This is a genomic window from Burkholderia ambifaria AMMD (assembly GCF_000203915.1).
Lineage (GTDB): Bacteria > Pseudomonadota > Gammaproteobacteria > Burkholderiales > Burkholderiaceae > Burkholderia > Burkholderia ambifaria.
Map to the genome: position 1 here is coordinate 1,213,966 of NC_008391.1, position 24,890 is coordinate 1,238,855.

A 24,890-nucleotide genomic window follows, 5' to 3' on the forward strand; every position below is an offset into this window, starting at 1 on the left:
TTCCCGCGCGAGACAAGTACGTCAGGTGGTCGGCGGTTCGTCGTCGCCGTCCTTGTCGACCGGCACGAACAGTCCGACCTTGACCGCGCTCAGCACGACGTTCGTGTTGATCCGGCGGATCATCGGGTTGCTCTGCATGATCCGCGCGGACAGCCGGTCGTACGCCTCGACGTCGTGTGCGGTGATGATCGCGATCAGGTCGACGGAGCCGGTCACGTAGTAGATCTGCTGGATTTCGTCATGCGCCTTCGACCATTCGCGGAACCTGGCGACCGTCTCGTAGTTTTCGCGTTCGATCTCGATTGCCGCAATGAACGTCATCGGCCTGCCGACCGCCGCGCGATCGACCACCGCGATTTCCGCCGAAATGATCTTTTCGGTGCGCATGCGCTTCAGCCGCTTTTGCACGGCCGACGTGGACAGACCGATCCGTTCGGCAATGGCATCCGCAGTCGCGGTGCAGTCGCGCTGGACGATATTCAGGATCTTGCGGTCGAAGGAGTCGAGTGCGTCGGTCATGGCGTGGTCTGCCGGAGAACGGGTGCTTGCGTCAAAGATAGAAAGGCCGGGCCGATCTGAGCCCGACCAGATGCCGGACACGGTCGAACGCGGTGACGAGCGTTTCGCGCCACTGCGCGACCGGCCCGCAGATACACACGGGTGCGAAATGGATCGTATCCACACCCGCAGGAATACGGAACGGACGCTCGATGCCATCGTCCGATTCGGTCACGAGTGCGGTCCCGTCGACTTCGGTCAGGCTCATCAGCAGATGGGCGCGGGCAGTCGCGCCAAGCATGTCGCGCAGGGGCGACTCGTGCGCGGACAATTGCTCGAGCAGCGGCAGTTCGTACGCGCCGGGCCACCAGGTGTCGTGCTCGTCGAGCCAGGGGCCGACGCCCGGCATTCCGACCATCTCGAGGGTCCGGTCCGCGCCGAGATGCGCATAGGCACGACACCGGCCGCCCCCGTCGGACGAAGAGCGCGCCAGCCAGCCGCCGGCGCTCGGGACCGGGTCCGTCAACACGACGTTCGCAGGCTTCAGTCGGCCGAGCATTTCAGCCGCGCTTGCAGCGGATCGGTGCCCTGCGTGGGACCTCTGTGCGTGATCCGGGACGATCCTGTCCGGGACGATCCTGTCCGGGACGATCCTGCACACCCACTTGGGACCATCCTGCAAGGCGGCGGGGACGTCGCCGGCCCGGACTTGAGCGGTTCGCCTGCGGGCGTGTTCAACGATGGCGATTGGCATGTCCGGCATACAACTCTCTCGTGCTTGCGGGGCGCGTCGTAGGGATCCTGGCGCGCTTCGTGGATCGACTGACGATGTTGGCGGTTGAAGAAATAATATCGCGCGGATGCGACCAAAAAAATCTCAACAGCCAGGCATTTCGACGTAAATCGTCGAAAAAATCAGACGCCTGGATGTTTTGCATCCATCCAGGTTCCCGGCAGGTCCGGTGACGGGTGCGGGCGGGAAGACGACAGCATCGCGGTTACAGGCCAACACGCTCCGCGGATGCTCGATGTCTCGAGGCGAATCTGCTATCGGCCACGGGGGTTCACACCACGACGCCACCCCGACGAGCACGGTGATCGCTTGAACATCGAATCGCCGACGGAGCCCGCGATCATGAAGGAGACGGGCGCGCCCAGGGGGCCGATGACTCGAACCCACCGCAGGCGATCCATCGAACACGCGTATCGGCAATGAATTGACGCGTTATTCCGTTGATCTACGTCGATGCGCCGAGCTAGACGCCTTCCTGCAGTTGCAAACCCACGATGCCCACGACGACGAGAGCCATGCAGACCAGCCGCCCGAGGACGGCGGGCTCATGAAACCAGACGATGCCGACCAACGCCGTTCCCGCTGCACCAATTCCTGCCCAGACAGCGTAAGCGTCTCCCAGCGGGAGGACTGTCAATGTGAGACTCATTAGCCACACGCTCAGTACGGCTGCCACGATCGATATCCCGCCGGGCAGTACTTTTGTGTAGCTGTCGGAGAGCTTCATCGTCACGGAGAAGACGACTTCCAATACACCGGAAGCCACAACGATCGACCAGGCAACAAGCGGACTGGAGGCGACAAACATGGGTCTCACCTTCAGGTTGGATGTGGTCGACAGAGGGTATCAAAGTATTTCCACCTATTCTTCATGTCGACAATACTCCGCCGCGAATTGTCTCCGCCAACCGGCCTTCCCGCTTTCGATCTGCACGAATCATCTCGCTAGCGCGCTCCGCGATCATCAGCGTCGGCGAATTAGTGTTGCCGGATGTGATCGTCGGCATGACCGACGCATCGACAACCCGCAAGCCGCTCACGCCACGCACGCGAAGCCTGGAATCGACGACCGAGCCCGGATCGTCCGCCCTACCCATCCGGCAGGTTCCAACCGGATGAAAGATGGTTGTTCCGACGTTGCCGGCCGCATACTGCAACTCCTCCTCAGTCTGGAATTGAATGCCGGGCAATATTTCCTGCGGGTGAAACCGCTCGAGCGCGGGTGCCGCAACAATGCGCCGCGTCAGCCGCAGCGCGTTGGCCGCGACGTGGCGGTCTTCCTCCGTGGACAGATAGTTGGGCGCAATACTCGGCGCGATCAGCGGATCATTGGACGTGATGTGCACGCTACCGCGCGACGACGGTCGCAATTGACAAACGGACGCTGTAAATGCGTCGAACGGATGCAGCGGTTCGCCGAACCGTTCGAGCGACAGCGGCTGCACGTGGTACTGAACGTCGGGGCGCGTCAGCGTCTTATCGTTCGGGTCCGACTTCGCAAACACGCCGAGCTGCGACGGCGCCATCGCCATCGGCCCGCTTCTGAACAGCCCATATTCGAGGCCGATCATCAGTTTGCCCCACCAGTAAGCACTGAGTGTGTTCAGGGTCCGCACACCTTCTACCTTGAAGGCCATGCGCAATTGCAGATGATCCTGCAGATTCTCGCCGACACCGCACAGATCTTGCACCACCTCGATTCCGAGCTTCGCCAGACGCTCGGCACTCCCGATTCCCGACAATTCGAGCAATTGCGGAGAATTGACGGCGCCGGCACACAGGATCACTTCACGCTTTGCCTTGGCAATGCGCGGTTCGTCGCCGAGACGAAACTCGATTCCGGCGCAGCGCTTGTTGTCGAACAGGAGTCGACGGGTCTGCGCGTTCGTCAGAATCGTCAGGTTCCCCCGCTTCGATACTGGCCGAAGATAACCTTTCGACGCATTCCAGCGAATGCCGTGCTTCTGATTGACGTCGAAATATCCGACGCCGGTGTTGTCGCCTCGATTGAAATCGTCCGTTGCGGGTATGCCGGTCTGTTCGGCGGCTTGCGCGAACGTTTCGAGAATGTCCCATTTCAGCCGCTGCTTTTCTACGCGCCACGGGCCGCCGGCACCATGAACATCACTTGCACCGCCGTGATAGTCCTCGCTCTTCTTGAACGTTTCGAGCACCGAGTCCCATTGCCAGGACGAATCGCCCGTCACTCGCGCCCATTCGTCGTAATCCTCACGCTGACCTCGCATATAGATCATGCCGTTGATCGACGAGCATCCACCCAGAACCCGGCCTCTCGGATAGGACAGCGCCCTGCCGTTCAGTCCCGCCTCGTCACGGGTTTTGTAACGCCAGTCGGTCCGTGGGTTTCCGATGCAATAGAGGTACCCCACCGGAATGTGAATCCAGTGGTAGTTATCCTTCCCACCCGCCTCGATCAGCAGCACGGATACGTCGTCGTCCTCGCTCAAGCGATTCGCGACCGCGCAGCCAGCCGTACCCGCTCCGACCACGATATAGTCGAACTCGCCAACCGACCGCGTCGCCCGGGCTTCGTTGATCTCTCCTGCCGACATCTTGCCTCCTGGATTGTGTGCATAACGTCTGCGCGTCGTTCCGGACATTTGCCTCTACCAAGGCAGATCCGATCATCGCCAGTGCAGACGACGTCAGGTCGACGCCTGCCTCGCGACGGATCGGGAACGCAGCCATTCCATGGTGATCAGCAGCAGACTTGAGAAGACGATGAAAATGGACGCGAGCGCAGCGACCGTGGGCGTAATGTTTTCGCGAATCCCGATGAACATCTGAAGCGGAAGCGTTCCCTGCGTCGGACCGGCGATGAACATCGTGATCACGACGTCGTCCAGCGATGTAGCGAACGCAAACAGCGCACCGGAAATCACCCCTGGCGCAATGATCGGCAACGTAACGGCAAAGAATGTTCGCACCGGCGATGCCCCCAGGCTCAGGCTCGCTCGCACATAGTTCTGGTTGAAGCCGGCAAGCGTCGCATTGACCGTGATCACGACGAACGGCGCGGCGATCACCGTATGCCCGAATATCAGGCCGGTATACGTTCCAGCCAGTCCCCATCGTGCAAACAGCAGGTACATCCCGACACCGGTGACGATGACCGGGACGATCATCGGCGAGATCAGGATCGCGACCAGCAAACCCTTGCCCCTGAACGACGCCTTGTTCAATCCCAATGCCGCCAGCGTTCCCAGGACGGTCGCAACGATCGTCGCGATCGGCGTCACGATGAAACTGTTTGCGCCGGCGCGCGCCCAGTCCGTGGACGTGAACAGATTGTGATACCACCTGAACGAGAATCCGTGTATCGGATAGACGAGAAATGAGTTCTCGTTGAACGAAAGCGGAATGATCGCCAGGATCGGCAAAATCAAGAACAGTAGCACCACGACGTTTGCCGATCGCAGTGCGTAATGCCATACGATTTCCGGCGTCGACATGTAGGGTGCGAAACGCGGCACGTGAGTTTTCATGATGCTAGGCCACCTTGATTTCCGAACCGACGATCCTTCGATAGAGCGCGAAGAGCACCAGCGTCACCAGGAGAAGGACCGCACCGAGCGCGCAGGCCATCCCCCAGTTCAGGGCCACGTTGGTGAAATAAGCGATGTAGTAACTGACCATCTGGTCGCCGGCGCCACCGAGCAGCGCCGGGGTGATGTAGTAGCCCAGCGAGGTAATGAATACCAGCAACCCGCCCGCGCAGACACCGGGAAGCGTCTGCGGCACATAGACTTTCCAGAATGCCCCGAAAGGATGACTGCCGAGGGAAATTGCCGCTTTCGTGTAACTCGAAGGAATCGACTTCATCACGCTGTAGAGTGGCAGGATCATGAACGGCAGCAAGATGTGCGTCATCGCGATCAACACCCCCGTCCGGTTGAACAGGAGCGACAGGGGCGTCGAAATCACCTGCAGCGCCATTAACGCCTTGTTGACGAGGCCCGCCCCCTGGAGAATGACGATCCACGCCGAGATCCGCACGAGAATCGACGTCCAGAACGGCAGAAGTACCAGGATCATGACGAGATTCGCCTTTCGAGCCGGCAGAATCGAGATCCAGTAGGCAAGCGGATAACCCAGCACCAGCGCCGCAAGCGTCACAAGCCCGCTGATCACGAAGGTCCGCATGAACACCGCGCGGTATGCGGACGCGCCGTTCTCGACCGACACGATGCGGCCGTCCGCGCCCTCACGATAGTCGATCGTGGCAAGGAGATACTGGCTCGTGTAACGGGACGATACGCTTGCGATCGCCTGCCAGTAGCTCGTATCGGCCCAGCGCGGGTCCACTTCGATCAGCCGCTTTTGCATATCCTGCGCGGAAATCGCCACATCGTTGTCGGTGAAAGGAAGCGCACTGGTCGTCTTGTAAAACAACGACCGGAATCCATCCTTCAGCCCGTTCAGCCGACCGGCCGCGGTACCGGTATCGTTGTCGCCACCGTTGCTCTCCACGTCGAGCACCAGCGCACGGTAAGCCTCGGCAGGAACGGAGGACTTGCCATCCCAGTGGCGCAATGCGGAGGTCGTCTTCGGCAATGCATCGACCACCTCGGGACTTTGGATCGATCGAGAAATCATCGATGCGACCGGCATCACGAACACAAGCAGGATGAACAGAACGAGGGGCGCCACCAGTCCTAACGCCACGATCTCCTTTCGAAACTGAACGGCTCGCAGCGACCGCTTGAGCTGGCGTGTATGCCAGCTCTGTTGCCGAGAAGTTATGGTGCTCATGCTTCTTCCCCCGGTCGTTACTTCGCGGCCCAAGCCGTAAAGCGCTGCTCCAGTGCGTCGCCGTGGTCCGTCCAGAACTCGACACTGTTGGGAATGGCGGTTTTGCCATTCTTCGCTGAATTGGGAAGCGCTGCCTGTGTTGCCGCATCGAGCATTTTCAGCGCTGCCTTGTTGGTCGGACCATACGGAATCTTCTGCGCGAACGCGACTTGTGCCTGGGGCTTGAGCACATACGAGATGTATTTTTCGGCCGCTTCCTTGTTCTTCGATCCCTTCGGAATGACGAAGAAATCGAGTTCGTAAATACTCTGATCCCACGCTATACCGAGATTCTTGTTTCCTTCACGCACTGCCGCGTCGATGCGACCGTTATATGCGGTCGACATCGCGACGTCACCCGCAATCAGGAATTGTGGCGGCTGCGCGCCAGCCTCCCACCACTGGATGTAGGGTTTGAGCTCGTCCATCTTCTTGAACGCGCGTTCGACACCCGCGGACGTGCCGAGCACCGTGTAGACGTCCTTCGGCGCCACCCCGTCAGCCATCAGCGCGAACTCCAGGTTATAACGTGCCTCCTTCTTCAACCCCCGCTTTCCCGGAAATTTCTTGACGTCCCAGAAATCCTTCCAGCCTTGCGGCGCACCCTTGGTCAGCGCGGGGTTGTACGCGAGCACGGTCGACCACACGAACGTGCCGGCCGCGCAAGGTGTGGCAGCTCCGGCCATCAGGTCGCTCTTGTTGGCGATCCTGGGCCAATCGAGTTTCTCGAAGAGACCATCCTGGCATCCGCGACCGACGTCCGCCGCTTCCACCTCCAAGACATCCCAGGTGACATTTCTGGCTTCGACCATGGCTTTGACCTTGGCCATGTCACCCGTGTACTGGATGGCATGCGTCGCTATGCCGCTTTCCTTCGCGAACGGGTCCACCCACGCCGCCTTTTGGGCATTCCCCGCCGCGCCACCATAGTTGACGGTCGTGAGACCATCGGCGAAAGCTGCCATCGACAGGGACGCGAGCAACGCGGCGCAAATCGTCTTCGAATTCGATTTCATTGTCTCCTCCTACTGAGTGATAAAAACTGGAAAGTCAGCTCAAGATCTTCAGGTGGTCCTCACGGAACGACAGCGCAATCCTGTTTCCCTGACGAACATGCGACCGCCAATCGTGTTCGAGGGGAACCTTGACGAAACACTCGGCTTGCCCCGGGCCACGGCAACGCAGTCGGACGTGGTCGCCGAAATAAATTGCGTCGAGCGTTTCGGTGTCGATGACATTGCCCTCGTGGGTCGTAAACTTCGATTCGACGGAGAGCCGTTCCGGTCGAATAACCGCCGTCGCCTGGTTGCCGACGTCAACGGAAGCCACATTCAGTGCGTTCACCGTCGTTCCATCTGCGAGCCGAAGCTGGCAACGGTCACCGTTCCTTGCTACGACCGTGCCGCTCATCCGATTGTTATCGCCGATGAAATTCGCGACGAAGAGATTCGTCGGTGATTCGTACAAGCGATCCACGGTATCGAGCTGCTGAATCACGCCCTGGTCGAACACGGCAACACGATCGGACATCGTGAGTGCTTCGCTCTGGTCGTGCGTGACGTAGACGAAAGTCAGCCCGAGCTCCTCGTGAAGCGCCTTCAGTTCGAGCTGCATGTGTTCGCGCAATTGTTTGTCGAGCGCACCGAGCGGTTCGTCCATCAGCACGAGCCCAGGGTTGAATACGAGTGCTCGTGCCAGCGCAACGCGCTGCTGCTGACCGCCGGACAGCTGGCTGGGCATCCGTTTGCTCAGCTTCTCCATGCCGACCATGTCGAGCGCTCGCTTGACCTTTGCGTCTCGTTCAGCGGGCGGCATTTTCCGAACCTTGAGCGGGTATTCCAGATTTTGCGCGACAGTTAGATGCGGAAAGAGCGCGTAGTTCTGGAACACCATCCCGATATTGCGTTTATGCGGCGGGATCCGATTCAGCAATTGACCATCGAGCCAGATCTCGCCATCGGTTGGATACTCGAATCCTGCGAGCATCATCAGACAGGTCGTCTTTCCTGAGCCGGATGGGCCGAGTAAAGTCAGGAATTCGCCCTTTTGGATTTCAAGATTGAGATCCTTGACGACCAGCGTCTCGCCGTCGTAGGTTTTTTTGACGTGACGAAAGCTCACGAGAGCCTGGGTCGGATCGTGCATGGCTGTCTCCAATGTAAGAATATTCACATCCCGCCGTAGCCTTGCGCACGTCGGCTGTGTGTCGCGTTGATTCATCCGGCGAAGCGCCGGCACGACTGTCTCGTCGCCGCGGCGTTCGTTTGGCACCGCGCTTCATGTGGAAATGCTCGACTGGTCGCGCGACTCGACAAGACACGCAACTAGCTGGGCAAATACTCTTCGGACCAGCTATCGCCGACCGCATGTCGGGCAATCAGTATCTCGATCTCGGCATCGCTGTATCCGAACTCGCGCAGGACGGCGTAGGTCGATGCGCCGAATTTTTCGGCCGGTGCCAAGGCGCGAATCCGGGCATGGCGCGGACGAATCGCGAAAGGATCGAGCTGCGTGACGCATCGACCGCTAGGATGGTTCGCATAGACGCTGAACGAATAGCTGCCGTTGTCGATACCTGGGCGATCGTCGCAGGGCCGACTATTGTGCCGGCGGAGGTTGACGATGTTGTCAGGCACCGCCGCCGCGATATTGGCGGCCTGCAACCGGGTCTGCCAAGACGCGGCGGACGCGGTGCCAAGCGCAGACGCGAGGAATGCAGCCGGGTCCTTGGCTGCCGCAATTCCGGCCAGACCTTCTACTCGATCCAGTTCGTCCAGCTCATTCTCGCTGGTGTGCACATAGATCCAGTCGTCCGCGGCCCGGAAGAATCGGGACATCGCGCCATAGCCGATCGCCTCGCGGCCGGACGGCTCGTCGAATGGCGGGCGATTCGCATAGTCATACGAGAACGGGATCTGCACCAGATTGCCAAGCGCCGACAAGGAAGTTCTCGCGCGGCCGACCTCGCCTGTTTTCGCCTTGCGGTAAAGCGCGGCAGCCACACCCAGTGCAGCCGCGAATCCACACATGACGTCGATCGTTCCGACATGCGCATGCTCCTCCGGCGTCTCCATGCCGCCACCGAATCGCACCATGATTCCGGTGCACGCCTGGATCAGATCGTCGTAGCCAAGGTAGTCGGTCCGCGGCCCGCGTCGAGGACCGCCGAAGCAGTCGAGCTGGCAGAAGATCACGCCGGGATTGATGGAACGGAGGGTCGCCTCGTCCAGCCCCAGCGGTTCAAGCTGACGATCCGGGGCATTCATGACGATCACATCGACAGACCGCGCGAGTCGAGCGAACACCTCGCGTCCATCCGGATGGTTCAGATCGACGAGCACGCTCCGCTTCCCTCGCGCCGACGACATCCCGAAGACCACCGTATTCCACGGATCATAATTCGGCACGACGGGGTCGAGTTTGATGACATCGGCACCAAACCGGCCGAGAAACGACGCCGAGTGGGGCCCGGCGATCACGTTCGTCAGGTCGAGCACACGCACCCCGTCGAGCCACCCCTGTGTGGGCGTTCCCGACGGAGCAGGCAGCTCAGTACGCTCCTGCTCATCCAGAATGGCTAACGCATCCCGGAAGGTCACCGGATGGCGGGACGCCGGCGAGAGCATGGATTCGGCACAGTCTTCAAGCCATGCGACCGGCCCAGGCTGCTTCATCACACCATATTCGAGATCGTCGACATTCACGACCAGGCCGGCAGTATTCGCGTGGTCGTCATGCAGCCACTCCCGCGTGGTCCGGTGTGCCGCTCCAGGGAAACCTCCTTCGCCGAAAATCTTTTCCCACTCGGCTGCTGTTTTCGTACGAAAAACTTCCTTCATACGCGCGGAAATCCGCTTCGCCCACTGCTCGGGTAACGGATAGACCCCTAGCGACGCGTTCCCTTCCCATTCGGAAATCGGCAGGTACGGATCGTCGATCCGCGGCAAGCCGGCTTCCAGCATTTCCTCGTACAGCCCCATCGCCTGCAGGCAGCGGCGTGCATGCGAGCGATGTGACGGGCACACTGCATAAAACTTGCGGCCGTCAGCACACTCATAGGTCCGGTAGAACGGATCCAGATATTCCTGCAGCGCTTCGTACGACAGATCCATCGGTAGATTGTTGGAGCGCCGCCGCTCGATTTCCTTTTCGCGCAGGGTCTTGTATCGCTCGGGGTAGTTCTCGATATGGATCGAGTTGTAGGAGAGCCCCTCCATCACAGCCGATGCCAGAGGGACCTCGATTTCATCTCCCACGCCTGTGCGCTGCCGCGCCTGCAACGCAAGCGCGACAGCCGAGACGGCCAGCATGGTGCCGTAGGCGGACGCGAGCGGCAAAGGCGAGAAACTCGGATTGATGCCCATCAGCACGCGGTTCTGCCCCATGTCCGTAAATACGCCCGAAGCGGACGCGATGATCGGCTCGAACGCGCGCCATTCGCGACGTAACTGGTCGTTGCTGGCAAAGCCTGGCATCGAGAGCGTGATCAGTTGCGGGCGTGCTTCACGCAACTTCGCGAAATCAAGACCCAGCCGCGCCATCACGCCCGGCCGAAAGTTCTCGATGACAACGTCCGCGCGCCGAATCAGATCTTTGGCTTCTTCCAGGCCTTTGTCGGTCTTCAGGTCGAGCCGCAGGCAATGCTTGCCGCGGTTGAGCACCGCATTGGCCGGGCTATCCCAAAGCGGCCCGGCTGGAGGATCGACGTGAATGACGGTCGCACCCAGATCCGCGAGGATCATCGCGACCGCTGGCCCCGCAATGTACTGGCCGAAATCGATGACTTTCACACCGCTGAACGGCAATTGATTGCTCTTTCCCATAATCCGCCGAGTCGCCTCCAGACTGGCCGCATTGCGCGACCGTCGATCATCGTGTTGTGGACAATCCCCCGTCACCGCCGGCCGGCCGCGTCGAGTCGCGGTTGGATGACGGTCAAACGGGATGGAAGCAACTTTCGGCGAGAAGCCGTGGTGGGTAAAGCAATAAAAAAAACGAGGATGGGTACGTTTTTTTTATGACTCGAGCAAATGATGGGCCGGTCAGAGATCGCATCCCGGCAAGCCGACTCGCATACGCAAACCACATGCGAGATCAGAATTTCGCGTGGGCCCCCTGAACCTGTGCGCTGAGCCATTCGACGAACGCAGCCGCATGAGGATTGACGATACTGTGCGGGGAATAGACGAGGTAGAACGCCTCACTGGTTGGAAGGCGTGGTTTCAGTGGCGCAATCAACTGGCCGGAAATCAACATGTGCTCGACGAGGGACGACCTTGCAAGCGCAACGCCCTGACCGAGTTCAGCCGCCTTCAGGGCCGAAATCAGCGTGTCGAATTGCATCCCCTTCGACGAATCGACCTTCGATGCACCCGCCTTTTTGAGCCAGTATCCCCAGCCTTCCTCGTAGCCGAGCACATGGAGCAGCTCGTAATGCGCTAGGTCCTTCGGCACCGAAAGAGGCGCTTTGGGAGACAGCAACCCGGGAGCACAGACCGGCAGCAGCGTGTCCCAGGTCAGTCGCTCAGCACGCAGCCCCGTCCATTTTCCGTGCCCGTAGCGGATCTCCAGATCGGCTTCGACATCAGTGACGCTGCTATCGCCTCCCCAGATATTGCTCGTAATGCGTAGATTGACGTTCGGATACCGCTTGCGAAAGTCCGGTATACGCCATGCGAGCCAATGCGTGAAAAACACCAGACTCACTCGCACTGTCAGCACCTTCAGATGCCCTTGCCCAAAAATCTCGTCGGTGGCGGCAGCAAGCCGCTCTATCGCTTCATGCACGACTGGCAGGTAGGCGAGTCCGGCCTCGGTCAACTCGATGCCGCGCGGCAGGCGCTTGAATAACGCCGTACCGAGCTGGGATTCAAGTCCTTTCACCTGCTGGCTGATTGCGGCCTGAGTCAGATTCAACTCGGTCGCCGCGTGCGTGAAACTCAGGTGCCGGGCTGACGATTCGAATGCACGTAGCCAATTGAGCGGTGGAAGTCGTTTCATCGTGCGAATCGTTGCAATAGATCGGGTGGGCAAACGAGAATACCGGCATTCTATTGCACCGATGCGATCAGAATCGGGCGCGGGGCGCCGCGGCGGATGTCGAGAGACAACGACAAGTTACTCGCCAACGCGACATCATATGAGGGGTCGGCAATCCATATCGACCGCACTCCGGTTGATCCTCGACTATCTCTCATAGACAAGACCAAAGCCAATCGGATAAAGAGGATGTGCCGTGTCGTGCGGCACATCTGGGCGCTGACGCGCCACCTCGGCCATTGACGAGGGCAGTTCGAAAGGCAATTTGCCTGCGGGGCTAAGCTTTCCCGTGAGAACGTCGAACAACGCAGCGTCACTGACTCCAAAGTTACCGATCAGAGCGGTCGCTTTAGAGCGTACGTTGGTAAGAATCGCTGGGCGATCGAGGTAGACCGTCACGATTGTCGGCACACGTCGGCTTACCGCTTCAATGGCGGCATAGTCGGGATTGCTTTCGCCAAACGCGAGATCGCCTTCGTTGTAGCGTGCGCCGAAGAAATAGTTGGCATGCGGGCGCTCGAATGGCGTCGTCACGCGCAAGATCGCCAGATCGGCGTCTTCCAGCTTGTCCACCGGTTTAAAGCCGGCTCGGCGAGCGGCGTCAGCGTCCACGTGATACAGGAACACTCGCTGTGCAGACGGGCGCAAGGGCAAGAAATTTCCCTTGTTCTCGAGCAGTACGAGCGAACGAGCCTGAGTCTCCTTTGCTTTTTCCGCAAAGGCGGCATTGCCCACCACTCTCGAAGCCCGCTCCGGATCGACGTAGGGATTCTCGAAAAGCCCAAGCTTGAATTTCAGCTCGAGAATTCGAGTCACCGAGGCATCCAGACGAGTTTCGGACAGTCGTCCTGACTTCACAAGCTCAACGATCGGCGTCGGGTCGTCGATTCCGCCGAACTGATTGACACCCGCATTCAGCGCCTTCAAAAAGCGCTCGGCTTTCGGCAGATTCTCAACGCCCCACGGCATCGCGATGTCGGCTGGCGTGGCCTTTTTGCCTGGAGCGGCTCCATGCAGGCAAACCTCGTCGCAGTCGTCGACGATTCCCCAATCGGTCAGGATGATGCCACCGAATCCAAAACGACCGCGGAGCAGCTCAGTCAGCATCTGTCGGCCAAAACCGGCACCGACTTGTTCCAGCGGACCCTCTACTCCGCGGACATTCAGATCTTTTGGAGGCATGCTGTACGTTGGCATCACCGCCGCGACTCCCGCGTCAAACGCGCCTTTGAATGGCGTCAAGTGGCTTTCGAGCGTTTCAGTCGACAGATCGGTGAAGCGACCATAGTGGTTGTGCCCGTCGTAGCCGTTCACGGATGCGCCATAGCCAACCCAATGCTTGACGACTGTCGCAACGCTCGTATCGTCTATGCCGTGAGCACCCTGGAAGCCGAGAATGTACGCATTGACCAGCCGCCGGGCCGTTGCTGGATCCTCGCCGAAGGTGCCCTTGATACGTCCCCACCGCGGCTCGGTCGCGAGGTCCGCCTGGGGAGACAGCGCCATGCGAATTCCGATAGCGCCGTACTCCTGCCGAGCGATATCCGCAAACTGTCGCACCAGGCCAGCATCGCCGATCGCGGCAAAGCCTGGGGGATCGGGCCACTGAGAGAAGCGACCCGCTGCGACGCTTGCCCCAGCCTGGTAGTCGAATCCATTGCGCGGGTCCGAACTGATCGTAAGCGGAATACCAAGGCGCGAATGTTCGGCGATCGCCTGTGCCTCGTTGTACTCCCTCGCGAGATCAGCGGGATTCCCGCTCAGGCGCGTGATGAAAGAACTGACATGTGAGCGTTCAATCAGGTTTCCGAGTCGATCGAAATCCCAACGATCCCCGGCACCCGGAACCGGAGCGTGACCCAATGACGGAGCGGTACCATGCATCATGGTCCCGGCCTTTTCCTCAAGTGTCATCCGCGCGGTCAGATCGCGTGCGCGCGTCTCGGCACTCAGTCTCCAGTCTTCGTACGGATGCAAAACTCCATCATGTGCGAGATCTTTGAAGACCAGGCCGTCCACATGAATCAGTGAATCGGAGCGAGCGCCTATGAAAGGCTGCCTCGTTGAACCGCTTGGAGGCGTCGTGCAAGCGGCGGCTGCGATTGCGCACGCGCACACGACGAACGTTGCGGGAAAACGAATGTCAGGAATATGCACGTTCGAGTCCTTAAGAGCCAACGCGATCTGCGCACAGGTGATATAGATCACCTGTGTACGTAGATCGAGTTCAGTTAGAAGCGGAAGACGGCACGTGCAGTGATAACGTCACCACGATCGCTCGGGCTGCCGGACGTCGCGGTCGTTGCCTTGTCGCTGTGCGCAACAAAATGGTCATATGTCATCTGCAACTGCATGCCTTTCCACAGCGTGTATGCCGCACCCAGTTCGTACACGCGCAACGTCCGTGCACCGGGGAGTGTCATTTGTCCCGGATCCTGTCCGTAGCGATATGCGCCGCCTACGACCCACCGACCAAAGCGGTACTGAGCTTCGAGCGAATAGTTGTAGGTATTCGCGTTATAGATCGGGGAGCTTGCCGTGCCATGCTTTTGCTGGGCGCTCTTGCCCAGATAGAGCACGGACGGTCCGATTGCAAAGCCGCCGTACTCGACGCGGAATGCGGCCTGATAGGCCCTGAGATCGTAGAACGTGCCGCCCACGGTCGTCGCCGTTGGAACGGACTTGCCAGTCATATAAACGAAGTTACCCAACAGTCTCACGTCACCGAATTTCTGATCGTAGTCGAAACCGACTTCAATCAGATTGCGGAAAACTGCGTCATAACCAGCCCCGGTGAGCGCGGTAGACGTCGTGTAATTGAGCCGATTGGTACTAATGTCGTACGCGTCGTTCCGGGGCGTCCAATCGAAGCCGAAGCGGAACCCGGCGAAGCGGGGCGACATGTACATCACCTTGCTCGCATTGTTGTCAACCGCAAGCGCCGGCCAAACGACGCTCGTACCCATCAGTGCCCCCATTACACCGCCGCCGATGTCCGCACCCTGGTACCGGCCATTGATCGCATCTACGCCTTGTGCTCCTCCTGTCGTGCCGCCGTTGGGCACCATGAAGCCGAGCGCAGTGTCGAAGCGGCCGGTAGGCAAGTAATCAAGCGCGAACGGAAAGTAGCTCTCGTCGCCATAGCCATTGCGAACGCCAGCGCTGAAATCACCATAGGGTCCTCGCGCGTATAGAAACGTGCGGTCTGGTGCGTTGACGCTCTGATCGCCCTTCGCGACAACGTAACGAACGAGACCGCCATAACTGAATCCGCCGTTAGCCTGCACTTCAGGGTTGACGATAAATCTGAAGCGCTCCCGTACCGCACTCGAGTTGAGATGAGAGTCGTTAGCCTGGCTTACGTATCCCCCCTCGACAACCACATCACCGCGCAACCGCGTGACTACGCGGCCGAGTGTCAAATCCGGGATCATGCCTGAATAGAGTGCCGGAGGCGCGATCGTGTCGAGTGCGCCCGACGGTGTCACGCTAGCGACCTCCGCTCCTGGAGCCGTATCGGCTTTGCGGCGCGCGATGGCTTCGGCCTTGCGCGACGAGTTCCCGGATTCAGGGAAGTCAGTACTCGTCGACGCCATCGAATCGGTCAATGCGGAACGCGATGCGGGCATTTGCTGGTTAACCTGCATGCGTAGATCGCGCATTTCCGCCTGTAATTGCTCGATTTGCGCATTTTGCTTCCGGACAAGTTCCATCAATTCCTCGTTGCCACCAGCCCACGCGGGTCCAGTCGCAATACTCAGCGCTATCGCGCCCACCGGAATCAGATTGTCGGTTCCTATCCTCGAACGACGACTTCTTTTCTGCTCACTCATGATCTCCGCCCATGTCGTTATTTAATGAAATATGAATTCAATTACAATCAGTATTGCTAACTATAAAATTCGCAAAGGTATGCTTCTATCTTTGAAGTCTCCAAACGGCTATCCTCCCTTCCTATAGAAGCTTTACGTCAGAGAAAAACCGTCGACCGGCAGCGGTTACCTCACCTTCCAAACCGAGACAGTAGACACAAGCTCCCTGGCTCTCTGATTGAGCCCGTCGGCCATCCGAACCGACACTTCAACCAAGGCCGCGTTGCTCTGGGTGACATGGTCGATCTGCTCAATCGCCGCGCCAATCTCCTCGACGGTGACTCGCTGGTCCGCGGCAGACGCACTCATCTCTGCACTTTGACCGGAGGCTCGGCGCGCGGCCGCAACGATACGCCCTAGTACCAAGAGGAGGCTGAAGAGCCAGACGCCCGTAACCAAGGTCAGCGCTGCGGGAATACGAAGTTTGCTCAGTACCAACGTCTTCTCTCCGTTGCCATTGCCTCATCCTGAAGTCAGTGCGAAGCCCTTCCCGGATCAGGGAGCGAACCCGCGTCACCCTCGTCGCGCGTGGGCGGTGCATTGGGCGCTGATGTACCGGCCGAAATTGCGGCAATTTCGCGCTGGCCGAGCGAGATCACGGCGGCGGCCAGCGCCAGCGCGATCGCGAAGAGCCCGAACGTATAGCCTGACGACGACGTGACCGAAGCAACCGCGCCGACGATGATCGGCCCCATGATCCCGCCGACGCGATTCAGGCCGACGGCCACGCCCATCCCGGTGCCGCGCACCTCCGTCCGGTAGCTCATGGCCTGGTAGTTGTTCAGCACGCCTTGCGCGCCGAAGACGAAGAAGCCGGCGGCGATGATGAACGGCGGCAGCCACAGATGTCCGATGGCGAGACCGATGGCGCCCATCGACACCGCCGCGAACACATAGCCGACGACCATCGCCCGGATGCGGCTGCGCAGCCGGTCCGCGAGCCAGCCCATGCCGATCCCGCCGAACACGGATGCCACCATGACCGTGGCCCCGTAGGCGAACGCCGACGACACGCCTTCACCATGTGCGACCACCAACGTCGGCAGCCAGCCCGTCAGGCCGTGGATGCAAAAGAGGCTCAGAAAGCCGGTGATCCAGTGAACCAGCGTGTTGCGGCGATAGATCGGCGCCAGCAGCTCAGCGACAGACCCGATCTTCGCCGGCTTGTGCATCGGTGCGAATGCAGCGTCGCGGTACACGTCCGCCCGCTCGGGACGCAGCGTCGCCAGCAGCTTGCGCACCGGCTCATGACGTTTGCGCAGCATCAGGTACTGGATCGACTCGGGCAGCCAGAAGCCTGCCACGATCGCGACAACGAACGACAGCGCGCCGATGAAGTAGAGCGACTGCCAGCCGAAGCTCGGCGTGAGCCAAAGCCCCGCGATGCCCGCAAAGATGCCGCCGGCGGAGAACCCGAGCTGAAACACCCAGGTTGCGAACAGGTTCGCCTGCTTCGCCGGCGCCCATTCGTTGATGCAGGTGAGCGCGAGCGGCGTGACCATGCCGAGCGCGACACCCATGACAAGCCGCAGCAGCGCGAACATCGTCGGCGTGTGAACCACGGTGGCGAGCAAGGCGCTTGCGCCGGTGAGCATCCAGAGCGCCAGCAGCATCGTGCGGCGGCGGCCAAAGCGGTCCGAGAGCAGCCCCTGCACGACCGATCCGATCGAAAGCCCGACGATGCCGCTCGACAGCATGATGCCGATCATGTTGGGCGACGGCTGCCAGCTCTTGCGCACGAGCGGGATCACATAAGCGGCGTTGAACAGGTCGTAGCCGTCGAAAAACATGATGATGGTGATGAGCGCCGCGAACCGGAGATGAAACGCGCCGATGCGGGCGTGCGCGATTTCCTCGCGTGCGTTGATGGTGATTGCCACTGATGTCTCCTCGTCTTCTCGAACGGGTGCCGGACGTGGTCCCGGCCGATACTGCTTTTTCCGGTATGACGGTCCGGCGCCGCGCACGGCACCGGTTCCGCGATCGTTTTGCCGGCGTGCTAGCGCAGCGCTATTGCGAGCGTCGAGAGCTGCCGCTCGAGTTCGGCTGCGTCGGCGGCCACGCCCCACACGTAGTGGTCGGGGCGTACGATCGCCGCCTTGCAGCTGTGCGTAACGAACCAACGGGCCAGCACGCCCTCGCATTCGGTGACGGCGAGCACGCCAGCCGAGGCCTCGCCGCCTGCCGGGCCCACCTGTATGACCGTCGCCGGAATTTCCCGCGCTGCCGCCAGCGCCGACGCGCCGAGCACGCCCGCCTCCGACGCGACGATGCGCCAGCCCCCGCCCACCACGACATCGAGCAGTTGCGCAGCACCGCCTTGCGCATCGACAAGCGGCTGCGGAAACAGCGTCCCGCCGACCGGATTGCCGTCTTTGGCGAGCAGCCCCGCCTGCAGCGGCGGCACGATTTCCTGGCGCGTGACCGTCTTCACAACGCCGCCCGCCTCGCGCAGCAAGCGCGCATCACGCTCGCGCGCCGCCTCGACATCACGTTCGCAGATCACGCGGCCGATGTCCTTGATGCGCGTCGTGAGGCAGCGCACGTGAGCCTTGCGCTCGACCTCGTAGCTATCGAGCAGCGCATCGGACGACCCGCCGCGCAGCACGCGCTCGAGCTTCCATGTCAGGTTGACGACGTCGCGCACGCCCTGACACATCCCCTGGCCGATGAACGGCGGCTGCTGATGCGCCGCATCGCCCGCAATGAACACCCGCCCGCGCCGCCACTGCGCCGCGACGAGCGCATGAAAGCGATAGCTCGCCGCGCGCCAGAGCTCGCCGTCGTCGGGCGTGAGCCAGCGCGACAGCAGCTCCCACACCTTCTCTTCCCGCTGCATTTCGCGCGGATCTTCATTGGGCGACAACATGATTTCCCAGCGGCGATGCGAGCCAGGACCGACGATGTACGTGCAGGGACGCGCAGGTTCGCAATACTGGATCGCCACCTTCGGCAGCTTCGCGAGGCCTCGCTCGTTGACGCGCATGTCGACGACGACCCAGGGCTCGTCGAAGATCAGATCGTCGAGCGCGATGCCGAGACGCGTGCGCACGAAGCTCGACGCGCCGTCGCACGCGATCAGATAGCGGCCGGTCACCGTCCTCGTCTCGCCGATATCCGAGCGAAGCTGTGCCCGCACACGCTCACCGTCGTCCTCGAAATCGACGAGCTCGGTGCCGAGCGCGACCTCGATGCAATCGTAGGTCGCCGCCTGCTCGCGCAGCGCCGCTTCGACGGGCGGCTGCGTGAAGACCATCGTCGGCGTGTAGCCGAGCGGATAAGGCTGCGGAACAGTATCGATGCGCTTGATCAAGTCGCCGTCGACGCCGTAGTACTCCGACGGCGGGAACGCCGCAATATGGGACGCGATGCGCTCTGCCAGACCAAGATCCTGGAAGATCCGCATGATCTCGTGATCGAGCGCGATTGCGCGCGGCTTGTCGTACACCGTGCGCGCCTTGTCGAAGCACAGCGTGCGGATGCCAAGCTTGCCGAGCAGGTTGGCCGCCACCGCGCCCGCAGGGCCGAAGCCGGAAATGAGAACGTCGAAATCGTCGGTCATCGCTTTCACTGCGCCGCAGCCTCGTCCTGCACGACGTTCGACAGCACGCCGATGCCTTCGATATCCACTTCCACGCGATCGCCGGCCTTCATCCACACCGGCGGCGTGCGCGCGAAGCCGACGCCCGCGGGCGTGCCCATCACCACCACGTCGCCGGGCTCGAGCGTGAGGCACTCGGTCAAGAGCTCGATCGTCTCGGCGACGCTCCAGATCATGTCGGCCGTATTCGCGCGCTGCATCGCCTCGCCGTTCAGGCGCAATTCGAGCTTCAGGCCCGCCGCGCCCGGCGGCAATTCGTCGGACGTCACGAGCCAGGGGCCGAATGCGCCGGTGCCGTCGAAGTTCTTGCCGATTGTCCATTGCGCCGTGCGCTTCTGATAGTCGCGCACCGAGACGTCGTTGAAGCAGGCGTAGCCGAACACGTGGTCGAGCGCGTTTTCGCGCTTCACGTGGCGGCCTGTCTTGCCGATCACGACGACCAATTCGGCTTCATAGTCGAGCTTTTCGGACACGAACGGACGAATCACGGGATCGCCATGCGCGATCAGCGAGGTCGCGCCGCGGAAGAAGATCAGCGGATAGACGGGCTTCAGGTTGCCGCCTTCCTTGGCGTGGTCGTAGAAATTGTGGCCCAGACAGACGATCTTGCCGGGCTTCGGCACCACCGGCGCCAACTCCACTTCGGACAAGGGAATGCGATTGCCCACGTCAGCACGGGTGGCCGCGTTGCGCGCCGCCGCGACGACGTCCACGCCCGCCTCGAGCGCCGCGCGCAAGTCGGCCGGGACGGCCGGGTCCGCGCGGTTCAGGTCGATGACGTCGCTGCCGTCGAGTACGCCAAGCCGCGTGTCGCCGTTCTGTTTAAACGTGATCAGTTTCAATTGAGACTCCCTGGATCGGATGAGTAGTGACGGCCTGCCTCGCCGTGAAAGAAAATCCTCTTTTGCGCTTCCTTGAGCCGAGGAGACGGCGCACGGCCCACGCCCCACTGGTCGATGCGGCCAGGCGGCCACGTCCAGTCGGCGGGGCCGCCGGTGCGATAGGTGTCGTCGACCTGCTGGACTTCCGCCGTGTACTCGATCACGAAATCGAACGGCCCGAGGAAATACGCGAAGACGTTGTTGCCGGGACCGTGCCGGCCCACGCCCCATTCGATCGGATAGCCGGCGTCGTTCATCCGGCCGCCGCCGCGCATGACCGAATCGAGATCGGGCATCAGGAACGCGATGTGGTTGAGCGTGTTCTCGGTGGCGTCTGCGAGCGCGATGCTGTGGTGGTCGCTGCTGCAGCGCATGAACGCCATGATCCTGGTCCGGTCGGACAGCTTGAAGCCGAGCGCGTCCTCGAAGAAGCGCTGTGCCACGGCGACGTCGGCGCTGTTGAGCACCACGTGCGTGATCTTGACCGGACGGTCCTCGACCTCGGCGGTATCGACGTGGCGCTCGTCCCCCGCGATGAAGCGCAGGATGCGCCCCTGCGGATCGCGAGCGACGAGCTGCGTGCCGCCGCCCGGCTCGCCGGTCGCGTCGGGGCTGCTGACGATCGCGCCGCCGTGCTCGGGAATCACTTGCGCCAGCGCATGCAGCGCATCGATCGAGGCAACGCTGAAGTCGACCGAGCGCACGTCGGGCTGCTCGCTTCGATGCAACGCCAGAATATGGTGAGCCGCGCCGGTGCCGCGCAGATAGACGGCATCGGCGGTGCGCGCGACCACCGCGAGGCGCCACGTTTCCGTATAGAACTGCTCGGCCAGCGCGAGATCGGGAACGCCGATCGCGATGCCGCGCAAGGCGGTGACAAGCGGTTGCTTCATGCAAAACTCCTTGAACGCATGCCGAGGAACGTTTCGGCATTCTGATGAATAAGGCGTACTTGCGCGGAGGGTTCCAGGCCGGCGCTCAAAATCCGGCCGACCGGGTCCTTGTCACGGAACGCAAACGGATAGTCGGTGCCGAGCATGATCTGCGTCTCGCCGAAACGCGACACGAGGTGCGCGAGCGTGGCGTGATCGAAGACGAGCGCGTCGTAATAGAGACGCCGCGCCTGCGCAGAAGGCGATTCCACGATCGCCTCGCCGAGCGGCGCGAACACCGAATGCGCCTGCTCGAGACGCGGCAGCAGCGACGCAAGCGTGCCGCCGCCGTGGCTGAACGCGATGCGCAGGCGCGGCCGGCGCACGATCAGGTTCGTGCAGATGACAGAGGCCGCCGCAAGACCCACGTCGGTCGGATAGCCAAGCGCCTGCAACAAGGGCTTCGGCCCTACGAGCCGCTCCGTGCCCGCAGGCTTCAGTGCATGGACGAAGATCGCGGCCCCGAGCGCTTCCGCCGCCTCGAAGAACGGATCGAAGCGCGGATCGCCGATCGGTACGCCGTTGACGTTGCTGCCCACCTCGACGCCGGCGAACTCCGGCACGGCCATCAGCCTGGATAGCTCGGCGATCGCGGCATCGATGTCCTGCAGCGGCACGGCGCCCAGACCGATCATGCAACCACCGCTTTGGGCGACCATCCCGCCGATTTCATCGTTGATATAGCGCAGCAGAACGGCGGCATCGGCCACCGGCATCCAATACGAAAGCAGCTCGGGCATCGGCGAAAGCGCCTGAATGCCGACCTGCTGCGCCGTCATGTCGTCGATGCGCTTGCCGATGTCCCAACATTGGTCGGACACCGTGCGATAAACGGCACCATCGATCATCACGTGGCGGTGGCACGCGTGAGCCGGTGCCATCAACGGCCACGACGAGGGCGCGTGCGCCCCCGCATAGCGCGGGAAGTCCGCCGGCACGACGTGGGTGTGCACGTCGATGCCGTGCCCCGCGCAGCAGGAATGGGCGGCATGCCCGCGCGTTGCCTCATCCATGCTGAAGTCCCGCCGCCGTCACGCCGGCGATGCAGATCATCTCGTCCTCGTCGCCCGTTCCGCCGGAAGCGCCGACCGCGCCGAGCACGTCGCCCGCCTCGTTGCGGATCACGACGGCACCCGTCTGCGGAATGAATTTGCCGGCATTCATGGCCGACAGCGCGTTGAAGAAAGTCGGGTTGTCCTTCGCCCGCGCCAGCAGCGCGCGACTCGAGACGCCCATGCTGGCCGACGCCCACGCCTTGCCCTGCGCGATGTCGACGCGGGACATCGACGCCCCGTCTTCGCGCTGCGCCGCCTTGAGGTGTCCCGCCTCGTCGAGGACCACCACGGCCATCGGCTTGAAGCCGTGCTCGCGCGCCGCCTCGAGCGCGACGCCCACGATCTGGCTGGCTTGCGCCAGGGTCAAACGGTCCATGGTTTGCCGCTCCCTGCGAACTCTGATGGAGCGGATTATATATATTTTTCCCTTGTTTGATCGTTTTTATACACAAACAAGGGAAATCACCTATATTTCACCAACTCTTACGGCGTACGCCACTATCGGATATACTTTCCCGGACAATCCCAACACTAGAGGTCACCGTGTCCCGACCGAGCGAGCAGCCGTTTCCCGTCACCGTCCCCGCGGCCAACGGCATGGCTTCCAATATCACCCTGGCGACCAGTCTCTACGATCGGCTGCGCACGGACTTGCTGGCCGGCAAGCTGGAACCCGGCCGTAAATTGCAAATCGAATTTCTCTGCGAGCAGTACCAGGCGGGCCAGACGCCGGTTCGCGAGGCGCTCAACCGGCTCACCTCCGACGGCCTGGTGGAAAGGCGCGACCAGCGCGGCTTCGCGGTGACGGACATCAGCGCCGACGACCTGCGCGAGATCACCCGAACGCGAATCCTTCTCGAAGAAGTCGCGCTGCGTGAAGCATTTGCCGCCAACCAGCCCGAGTGGGAAGAAGAACTGGTGCTCGCCTATCACCGGCTGTCCAAAGTGCCGCGCTCGCTCAACGAGACCGAGTATCTGGAGAACCCAGAGTGGGAGCGGCTCCACCGCGCGTTCCACCGGGCGCTCATCAGCGGCTGCCGGTCGCGCTGGCTCATGGGCTTTTGCGAGCAACTCGCCGACCAGCTCTACCGCTACCGGCAACTGTCGGTGCGGCGCATCTATCCGAACCGACACGAAAAGGAAGAGCACAAGGCCATGCTGGACGCGGTCGTCGCCCGAGATTCCCTGCGGGCAATCGAGTTGCTCAAGACGCACTACCAGCAAACGGCCGAAATCATTTTGACCGATACCACGCTGTTCCCACGGAACGAATGACCACATGGGCCGACGCACCCGCAGCCTGATGCAGATCGCGCTGCTGACCGTGGCGGGCCATACCAACGAACTCAAGCTGCATGTTTAGGGAGTTCTAAACAACGGCGTCAACGTTGAAGGGATCAAGGCAGCCTTGCTGCACGCGACGGCCTATTCAGGCATTCCCCACGGCCTGGGTGCCTTCAAGGCGGCGCATGAAGTGCTGGTGAGCGAGGGCGCGCTGGACTGACAGGGGGGGCGTCATGTTCGCGCTCCTCCCGCGCGCAGCCCGACAAGCAGAACAAGCGGCGAGCCGGCTAGCCGGTCAGCTAATTCCTGGCGGTTCAACCACTCTGTCATCGAAAGGATTTTCATGTCCTCTGATCTCAAAGCACAAGTCGTCGCGCTACTCAAGTCCATTGAGACCGGTGAATCAGCACCGGCGGCCGTGATCAACCCCGCCAAGTACATCCAGCACAATCTTGCCGTCGGTGACGGGCTTGCAGGTTTCGGCGCCGTGCTACAGGCCCTGCCAAAGGGCTCGGCGAAGGTGAACACGATACGGGTGTTCAGAGACGGCGATTTCGTTTTCACGCACACCGACTACAACTTCTTTGGCCCGAAGATCGGCTTCGACATTTTCCGGTTCGAGAATGGCCAGATCGTCGAGCACTGGGACAACCTGCAGCAAACGCCGAACACGCCCAACCCGAGCGGACGCACGATGATCGACGGGCCGACGGTGCCGGAGGACCTTGTCAAGACGGAGGTCAACAAGAATCTGGTTGCAGCATTCGTCGACGACATTCTGGTGAACGGCCGCATGGAGCGCCTTGCGGATTACTTCGACGGCGACAACTACCACCAGCACAACCCGCAGATCGCTGACGGTCTATCCGGTCTTGGTGACGCGCTGCATGTCATGGCAATGAAAGGCATCACGATGAAGTACCAAAAGGTCCACAAGGTTCTCGGCGAAGGTAACTTCGTGCTTGTCGCCAGTGAGGGGGAGTTCGCAGGCAAACCGAGCGCGTTCTACGACCTCTTCCGTGTGGCGAACGGCAAGATCGCCGAACACTGGGACACTATTGAAGCCATTCCGCCTCAGGCCGATTGGAAGAATACAAACGGAAAATTCTGAGGAGGCGGAGCA

Annotated in this window: 21 protein-coding genes and 1 pseudogene; 3 read left to right on the forward strand and 19 right to left on the reverse strand. The window is 61.3% G+C overall.

The genetic code is table 11. From position 1 onward, the window contains the following. Positions 1-21: 21 nt before the first annotated feature. The 19 genes from BAMB_RS21480 to BAMB_RS21570 all read right to left on the reverse strand — a co-directional run bounded on the left by BAMB_RS21480 (position 22) and on the right by BAMB_RS21570 (position 22,859). Positions 22-519 carry an Lrp/AsnC family transcriptional regulator gene (locus tag BAMB_RS21480; protein WP_011659276.1) on the reverse strand — a complete coding sequence of 166 codons (498 nt, stop codon included), beginning with the start codon at positions 517-519 and terminating at the stop codon, positions 22-24. A 31-nt stretch (positions 520-550) separates the two neighbouring features. Beyond that, positions 551-1,261, reverse strand: a complete 711-nt coding sequence (locus BAMB_RS21485) for a hypothetical protein (RefSeq protein WP_011659277.1) — start codon at positions 1,259-1,261, stop codon at positions 551-553. Between the two features lie 493 nt (positions 1,262-1,754). Next, entirely contained in the window at positions 1,755-2,099 is a 345-nt protein-coding gene (locus BAMB_RS21490) for a DMT family transporter (RefSeq protein WP_011659278.1), read from the reverse strand. A 61-nt stretch (positions 2,100-2,160) separates the two neighbouring features. Further along, complete coding sequence (locus BAMB_RS21495) at positions 2,161-3,864, reverse strand: GMC family oxidoreductase (protein ID WP_011659279.1); 1,704 nt, start codon at positions 3,862-3,864, stop codon at positions 2,161-2,163. Positions 3,865-3,957: 93 nt separating this feature from the next. After that, positions 3,958-4,797, reverse strand: a complete 840-nt coding sequence (locus BAMB_RS21500) for an ABC transporter permease (protein ID WP_011659280.1) — start codon at positions 4,795-4,797, stop codon at positions 3,958-3,960. Positions 4,798-4,801: 4 nt separating this feature from the next. Continuing rightward, positions 4,802-6,064, reverse strand: a complete 1,263-nt coding sequence (locus BAMB_RS21505; RefSeq protein WP_011659281.1) for an ABC transporter permease — start codon at positions 6,062-6,064, stop codon at positions 4,802-4,804. Between the two features lie 17 nt (positions 6,065-6,081). Beyond that, positions 6,082-7,119, reverse strand: a complete 1,038-nt coding sequence (locus tag BAMB_RS21510; protein WP_011659282.1) for a polyamine ABC transporter substrate-binding protein — start codon at positions 7,117-7,119, stop codon at positions 6,082-6,084. A 34-nt stretch (positions 7,120-7,153) separates the two neighbouring features. Continuing rightward, complete coding sequence (locus BAMB_RS21515; RefSeq protein ID WP_011659283.1) at positions 7,154-8,248, reverse strand: ABC transporter ATP-binding protein; 1,095 nt, start codon at positions 8,246-8,248, stop codon at positions 7,154-7,156. A 179-nt stretch (positions 8,249-8,427) separates the two neighbouring features. Next, a complete protein-coding gene (locus tag BAMB_RS21520; RefSeq protein WP_011659284.1) occupies positions 8,428-10,926 on the reverse strand; it encodes a CoA transferase in 2,499 nt (832 codons plus the stop codon). Positions 10,927-11,197: 271 nt separating this feature from the next. Further along, positions 11,198-12,103 (reverse strand): transcriptional regulator GcvA, encoded by a 906-nt coding sequence (gene gcvA / locus BAMB_RS21525; RefSeq protein ID WP_011659285.1) that lies wholly within the window; start codon positions 12,101-12,103, stop codon positions 11,198-11,200. 186 nt (positions 12,104-12,289) lie between these two features. Then, positions 12,290-14,350, reverse strand: coding sequence for a glycoside hydrolase family 3 protein (locus BAMB_RS21530; protein WP_198488770.1), 2,061 nt, complete (start codon positions 14,348-14,350; stop codon positions 12,290-12,292). 23 nt (positions 14,351-14,373) lie between these two features. Further along, positions 14,374-15,975, reverse strand: coding sequence for a porin (locus BAMB_RS21535; protein WP_082089659.1), 1,602 nt, complete (start codon positions 15,973-15,975; stop codon positions 14,374-14,376). A gap of 165 nt (positions 15,976-16,140) precedes the next feature. Next, complete coding sequence (locus BAMB_RS21540) at positions 16,141-16,452, reverse strand: methyl-accepting chemotaxis domain-containing protein (protein ID WP_011659288.1); 312 nt, start codon at positions 16,450-16,452, stop codon at positions 16,141-16,143. A gap of 35 nt (positions 16,453-16,487) precedes the next feature. Continuing rightward, complete coding sequence (locus BAMB_RS21545; protein WP_227739316.1) at positions 16,488-18,083, reverse strand: MFS transporter; 1,596 nt, start codon at positions 18,081-18,083, stop codon at positions 16,488-16,490. After that, positions 18,014-19,576: a bifunctional 3-(3-hydroxy-phenyl)propionate/3-hydroxycinnamic acid hydroxylase MhpA gene (mhpA, locus tag BAMB_RS21550; RefSeq protein ID WP_011659290.1), complete on the reverse strand. Its 1,563-nt coding sequence runs from the start codon at positions 19,574-19,576 to the stop codon at positions 18,014-18,016. Before mhpA ends, BAMB_RS21545 begins: the two co-directional genes overlap by 70 nt. A 5-nt stretch (positions 19,577-19,581) precedes the next feature. Then, positions 19,582-20,457 (reverse strand): fumarylacetoacetate hydrolase family protein, encoded by an 876-nt coding sequence (locus BAMB_RS21555; RefSeq protein ID WP_011659291.1) that lies wholly within the window; start codon positions 20,455-20,457, stop codon positions 19,582-19,584. Beyond that, positions 20,454-21,389 (reverse strand): VOC family protein, encoded by a 936-nt coding sequence (locus BAMB_RS21560; protein WP_011659292.1) that lies wholly within the window; start codon positions 21,387-21,389, stop codon positions 20,454-20,456. Before BAMB_RS21560 ends, BAMB_RS21555 begins: the two co-directional genes overlap by 4 nt. Then, positions 21,386-22,441, reverse strand: a complete 1,056-nt coding sequence (locus tag BAMB_RS21565) for an amidohydrolase family protein (protein WP_011659293.1) — start codon at positions 22,439-22,441, stop codon at positions 21,386-21,388. The genes BAMB_RS21560 and BAMB_RS21565 overlap by 4 nt, the downstream gene beginning before the upstream one ends. Further along, complete coding sequence (locus tag BAMB_RS21570) at positions 22,434-22,859, reverse strand: GlcG/HbpS family heme-binding protein (protein WP_011659294.1); 426 nt, start codon at positions 22,857-22,859, stop codon at positions 22,434-22,436. Before BAMB_RS21570 ends, BAMB_RS21565 begins: the two co-directional genes overlap by 8 nt. Positions 22,860-23,026: 167 nt before the next feature. Between BAMB_RS21570 and BAMB_RS21575 the strand changes: the two genes are divergently transcribed. From BAMB_RS21575 to BAMB_RS21585, 3 genes and pseudogenes are all read left to right on the forward strand, one after another. After that, entirely contained in the window at positions 23,027-23,758 is a 732-nt protein-coding gene (locus tag BAMB_RS21575; RefSeq protein WP_011659295.1) for a GntR family transcriptional regulator, read from the forward strand. A gap of 7 nt (positions 23,759-23,765) precedes the next feature. Then, positions 23,766-23,987, forward strand: a pseudogene (locus BAMB_RS36200) (carboxymuconolactone decarboxylase family protein); the annotation flags it as partial. 123 nt (positions 23,988-24,110) lie between these two features. After that, positions 24,111-24,878, forward strand: a complete 768-nt coding sequence (locus tag BAMB_RS21585; RefSeq protein ID WP_011659296.1) for a nuclear transport factor 2 family protein — start codon at positions 24,111-24,113, stop codon at positions 24,876-24,878. The last annotated feature ends 12 nt before the right edge of the window (positions 24,879-24,890 follow it).

Bases quoted from the DNA above. Each gene is read 5' to 3' on its own strand.
- BAMB_RS21490 (WP_011659278.1), bottom strand. From the start codon at position 2,099: ATGTTTGTCGCCTCCAGTCCGCTTGTTGCCTGGTCGATCGTTGTGGCT.
- BAMB_RS21570 (WP_011659294.1), bottom strand. From the start codon at position 22,859: ATGGACCGTTTGACCCTGGCGCAAGCCAGCCAGATCGTGGGCGTCGCG.
- BAMB_RS21505 (WP_011659281.1), bottom strand. From the start codon at position 6,064: ATGAGCACCATAACTTCTCGGCAACAGAGCTGGCATACACGCCAGCTC.
- BAMB_RS21520 (WP_011659284.1), bottom strand. From the start codon at position 10,926: ATGGGAAAGAGCAATCAATTGCCGTTCAGCGGTGTGAAAGTCATCGAT.
- BAMB_RS21565 (WP_011659293.1), bottom strand. From the start codon at position 22,441: ATGGATGAGGCAACGCGCGGGCATGCCGCCCATTCCTGCTGCGCGGGG.
- gcvA (WP_011659285.1), bottom strand. From the start codon at position 12,103: ATGAAACGACTTCCACCGCTCAATTGGCTACGTGCATTCGAATCGTCA.
- BAMB_RS21560 (WP_011659292.1), bottom strand. From the start codon at position 21,389: ATGAAGCAACCGCTTGTCACCGCCTTGCGCGGCATCGCGATCGGCGTT.
- BAMB_RS21535 (WP_082089659.1), bottom strand. From the start codon at position 15,975: ATGAGTGAGCAGAAAAGAAGTCGTCGTTCGAGGATAGGAACCGACAAT.
- BAMB_RS21485 (WP_011659277.1), bottom strand. From the start codon at position 1,261: ATGCCGGACATGCCAATCGCCATCGTTGAACACGCCCGCAGGCGAACC.
- BAMB_RS21495 (WP_011659279.1), bottom strand. From the start codon at position 3,864: ATGTCGGCAGGAGAGATCAACGAAGCCCGGGCGACGCGGTCGGTTGGC.
- BAMB_RS21500 (WP_011659280.1), bottom strand. From the start codon at position 4,797: ATGAAAACTCACGTGCCGCGTTTCGCACCCTACATGTCGACGCCGGAA.
- BAMB_RS21480 (WP_011659276.1), bottom strand. From the start codon at position 519: ATGACCGACGCACTCGACTCCTTCGACCGCAAGATCCTGAATATCGTC.
- BAMB_RS21510 (WP_011659282.1), bottom strand. From the start codon at position 7,119: ATGAAATCGAATTCGAAGACGATTTGCGCCGCGTTGCTCGCGTCCCTG.
- BAMB_RS21515 (WP_011659283.1), bottom strand. From the start codon at position 8,248: ATGCACGATCCGACCCAGGCTCTCGTGAGCTTTCGTCACGTCAAAAAA.
- mhpA (WP_011659290.1), bottom strand. From the start codon at position 19,576: ATGACCGACGATTTCGACGTTCTCATTTCCGGCTTCGGCCCTGCGGGC.
- BAMB_RS21585 (WP_011659296.1), top strand. From the start codon at position 24,111: ATGTCCTCTGATCTCAAAGCACAAGTCGTCGCGCTACTCAAGTCCATT.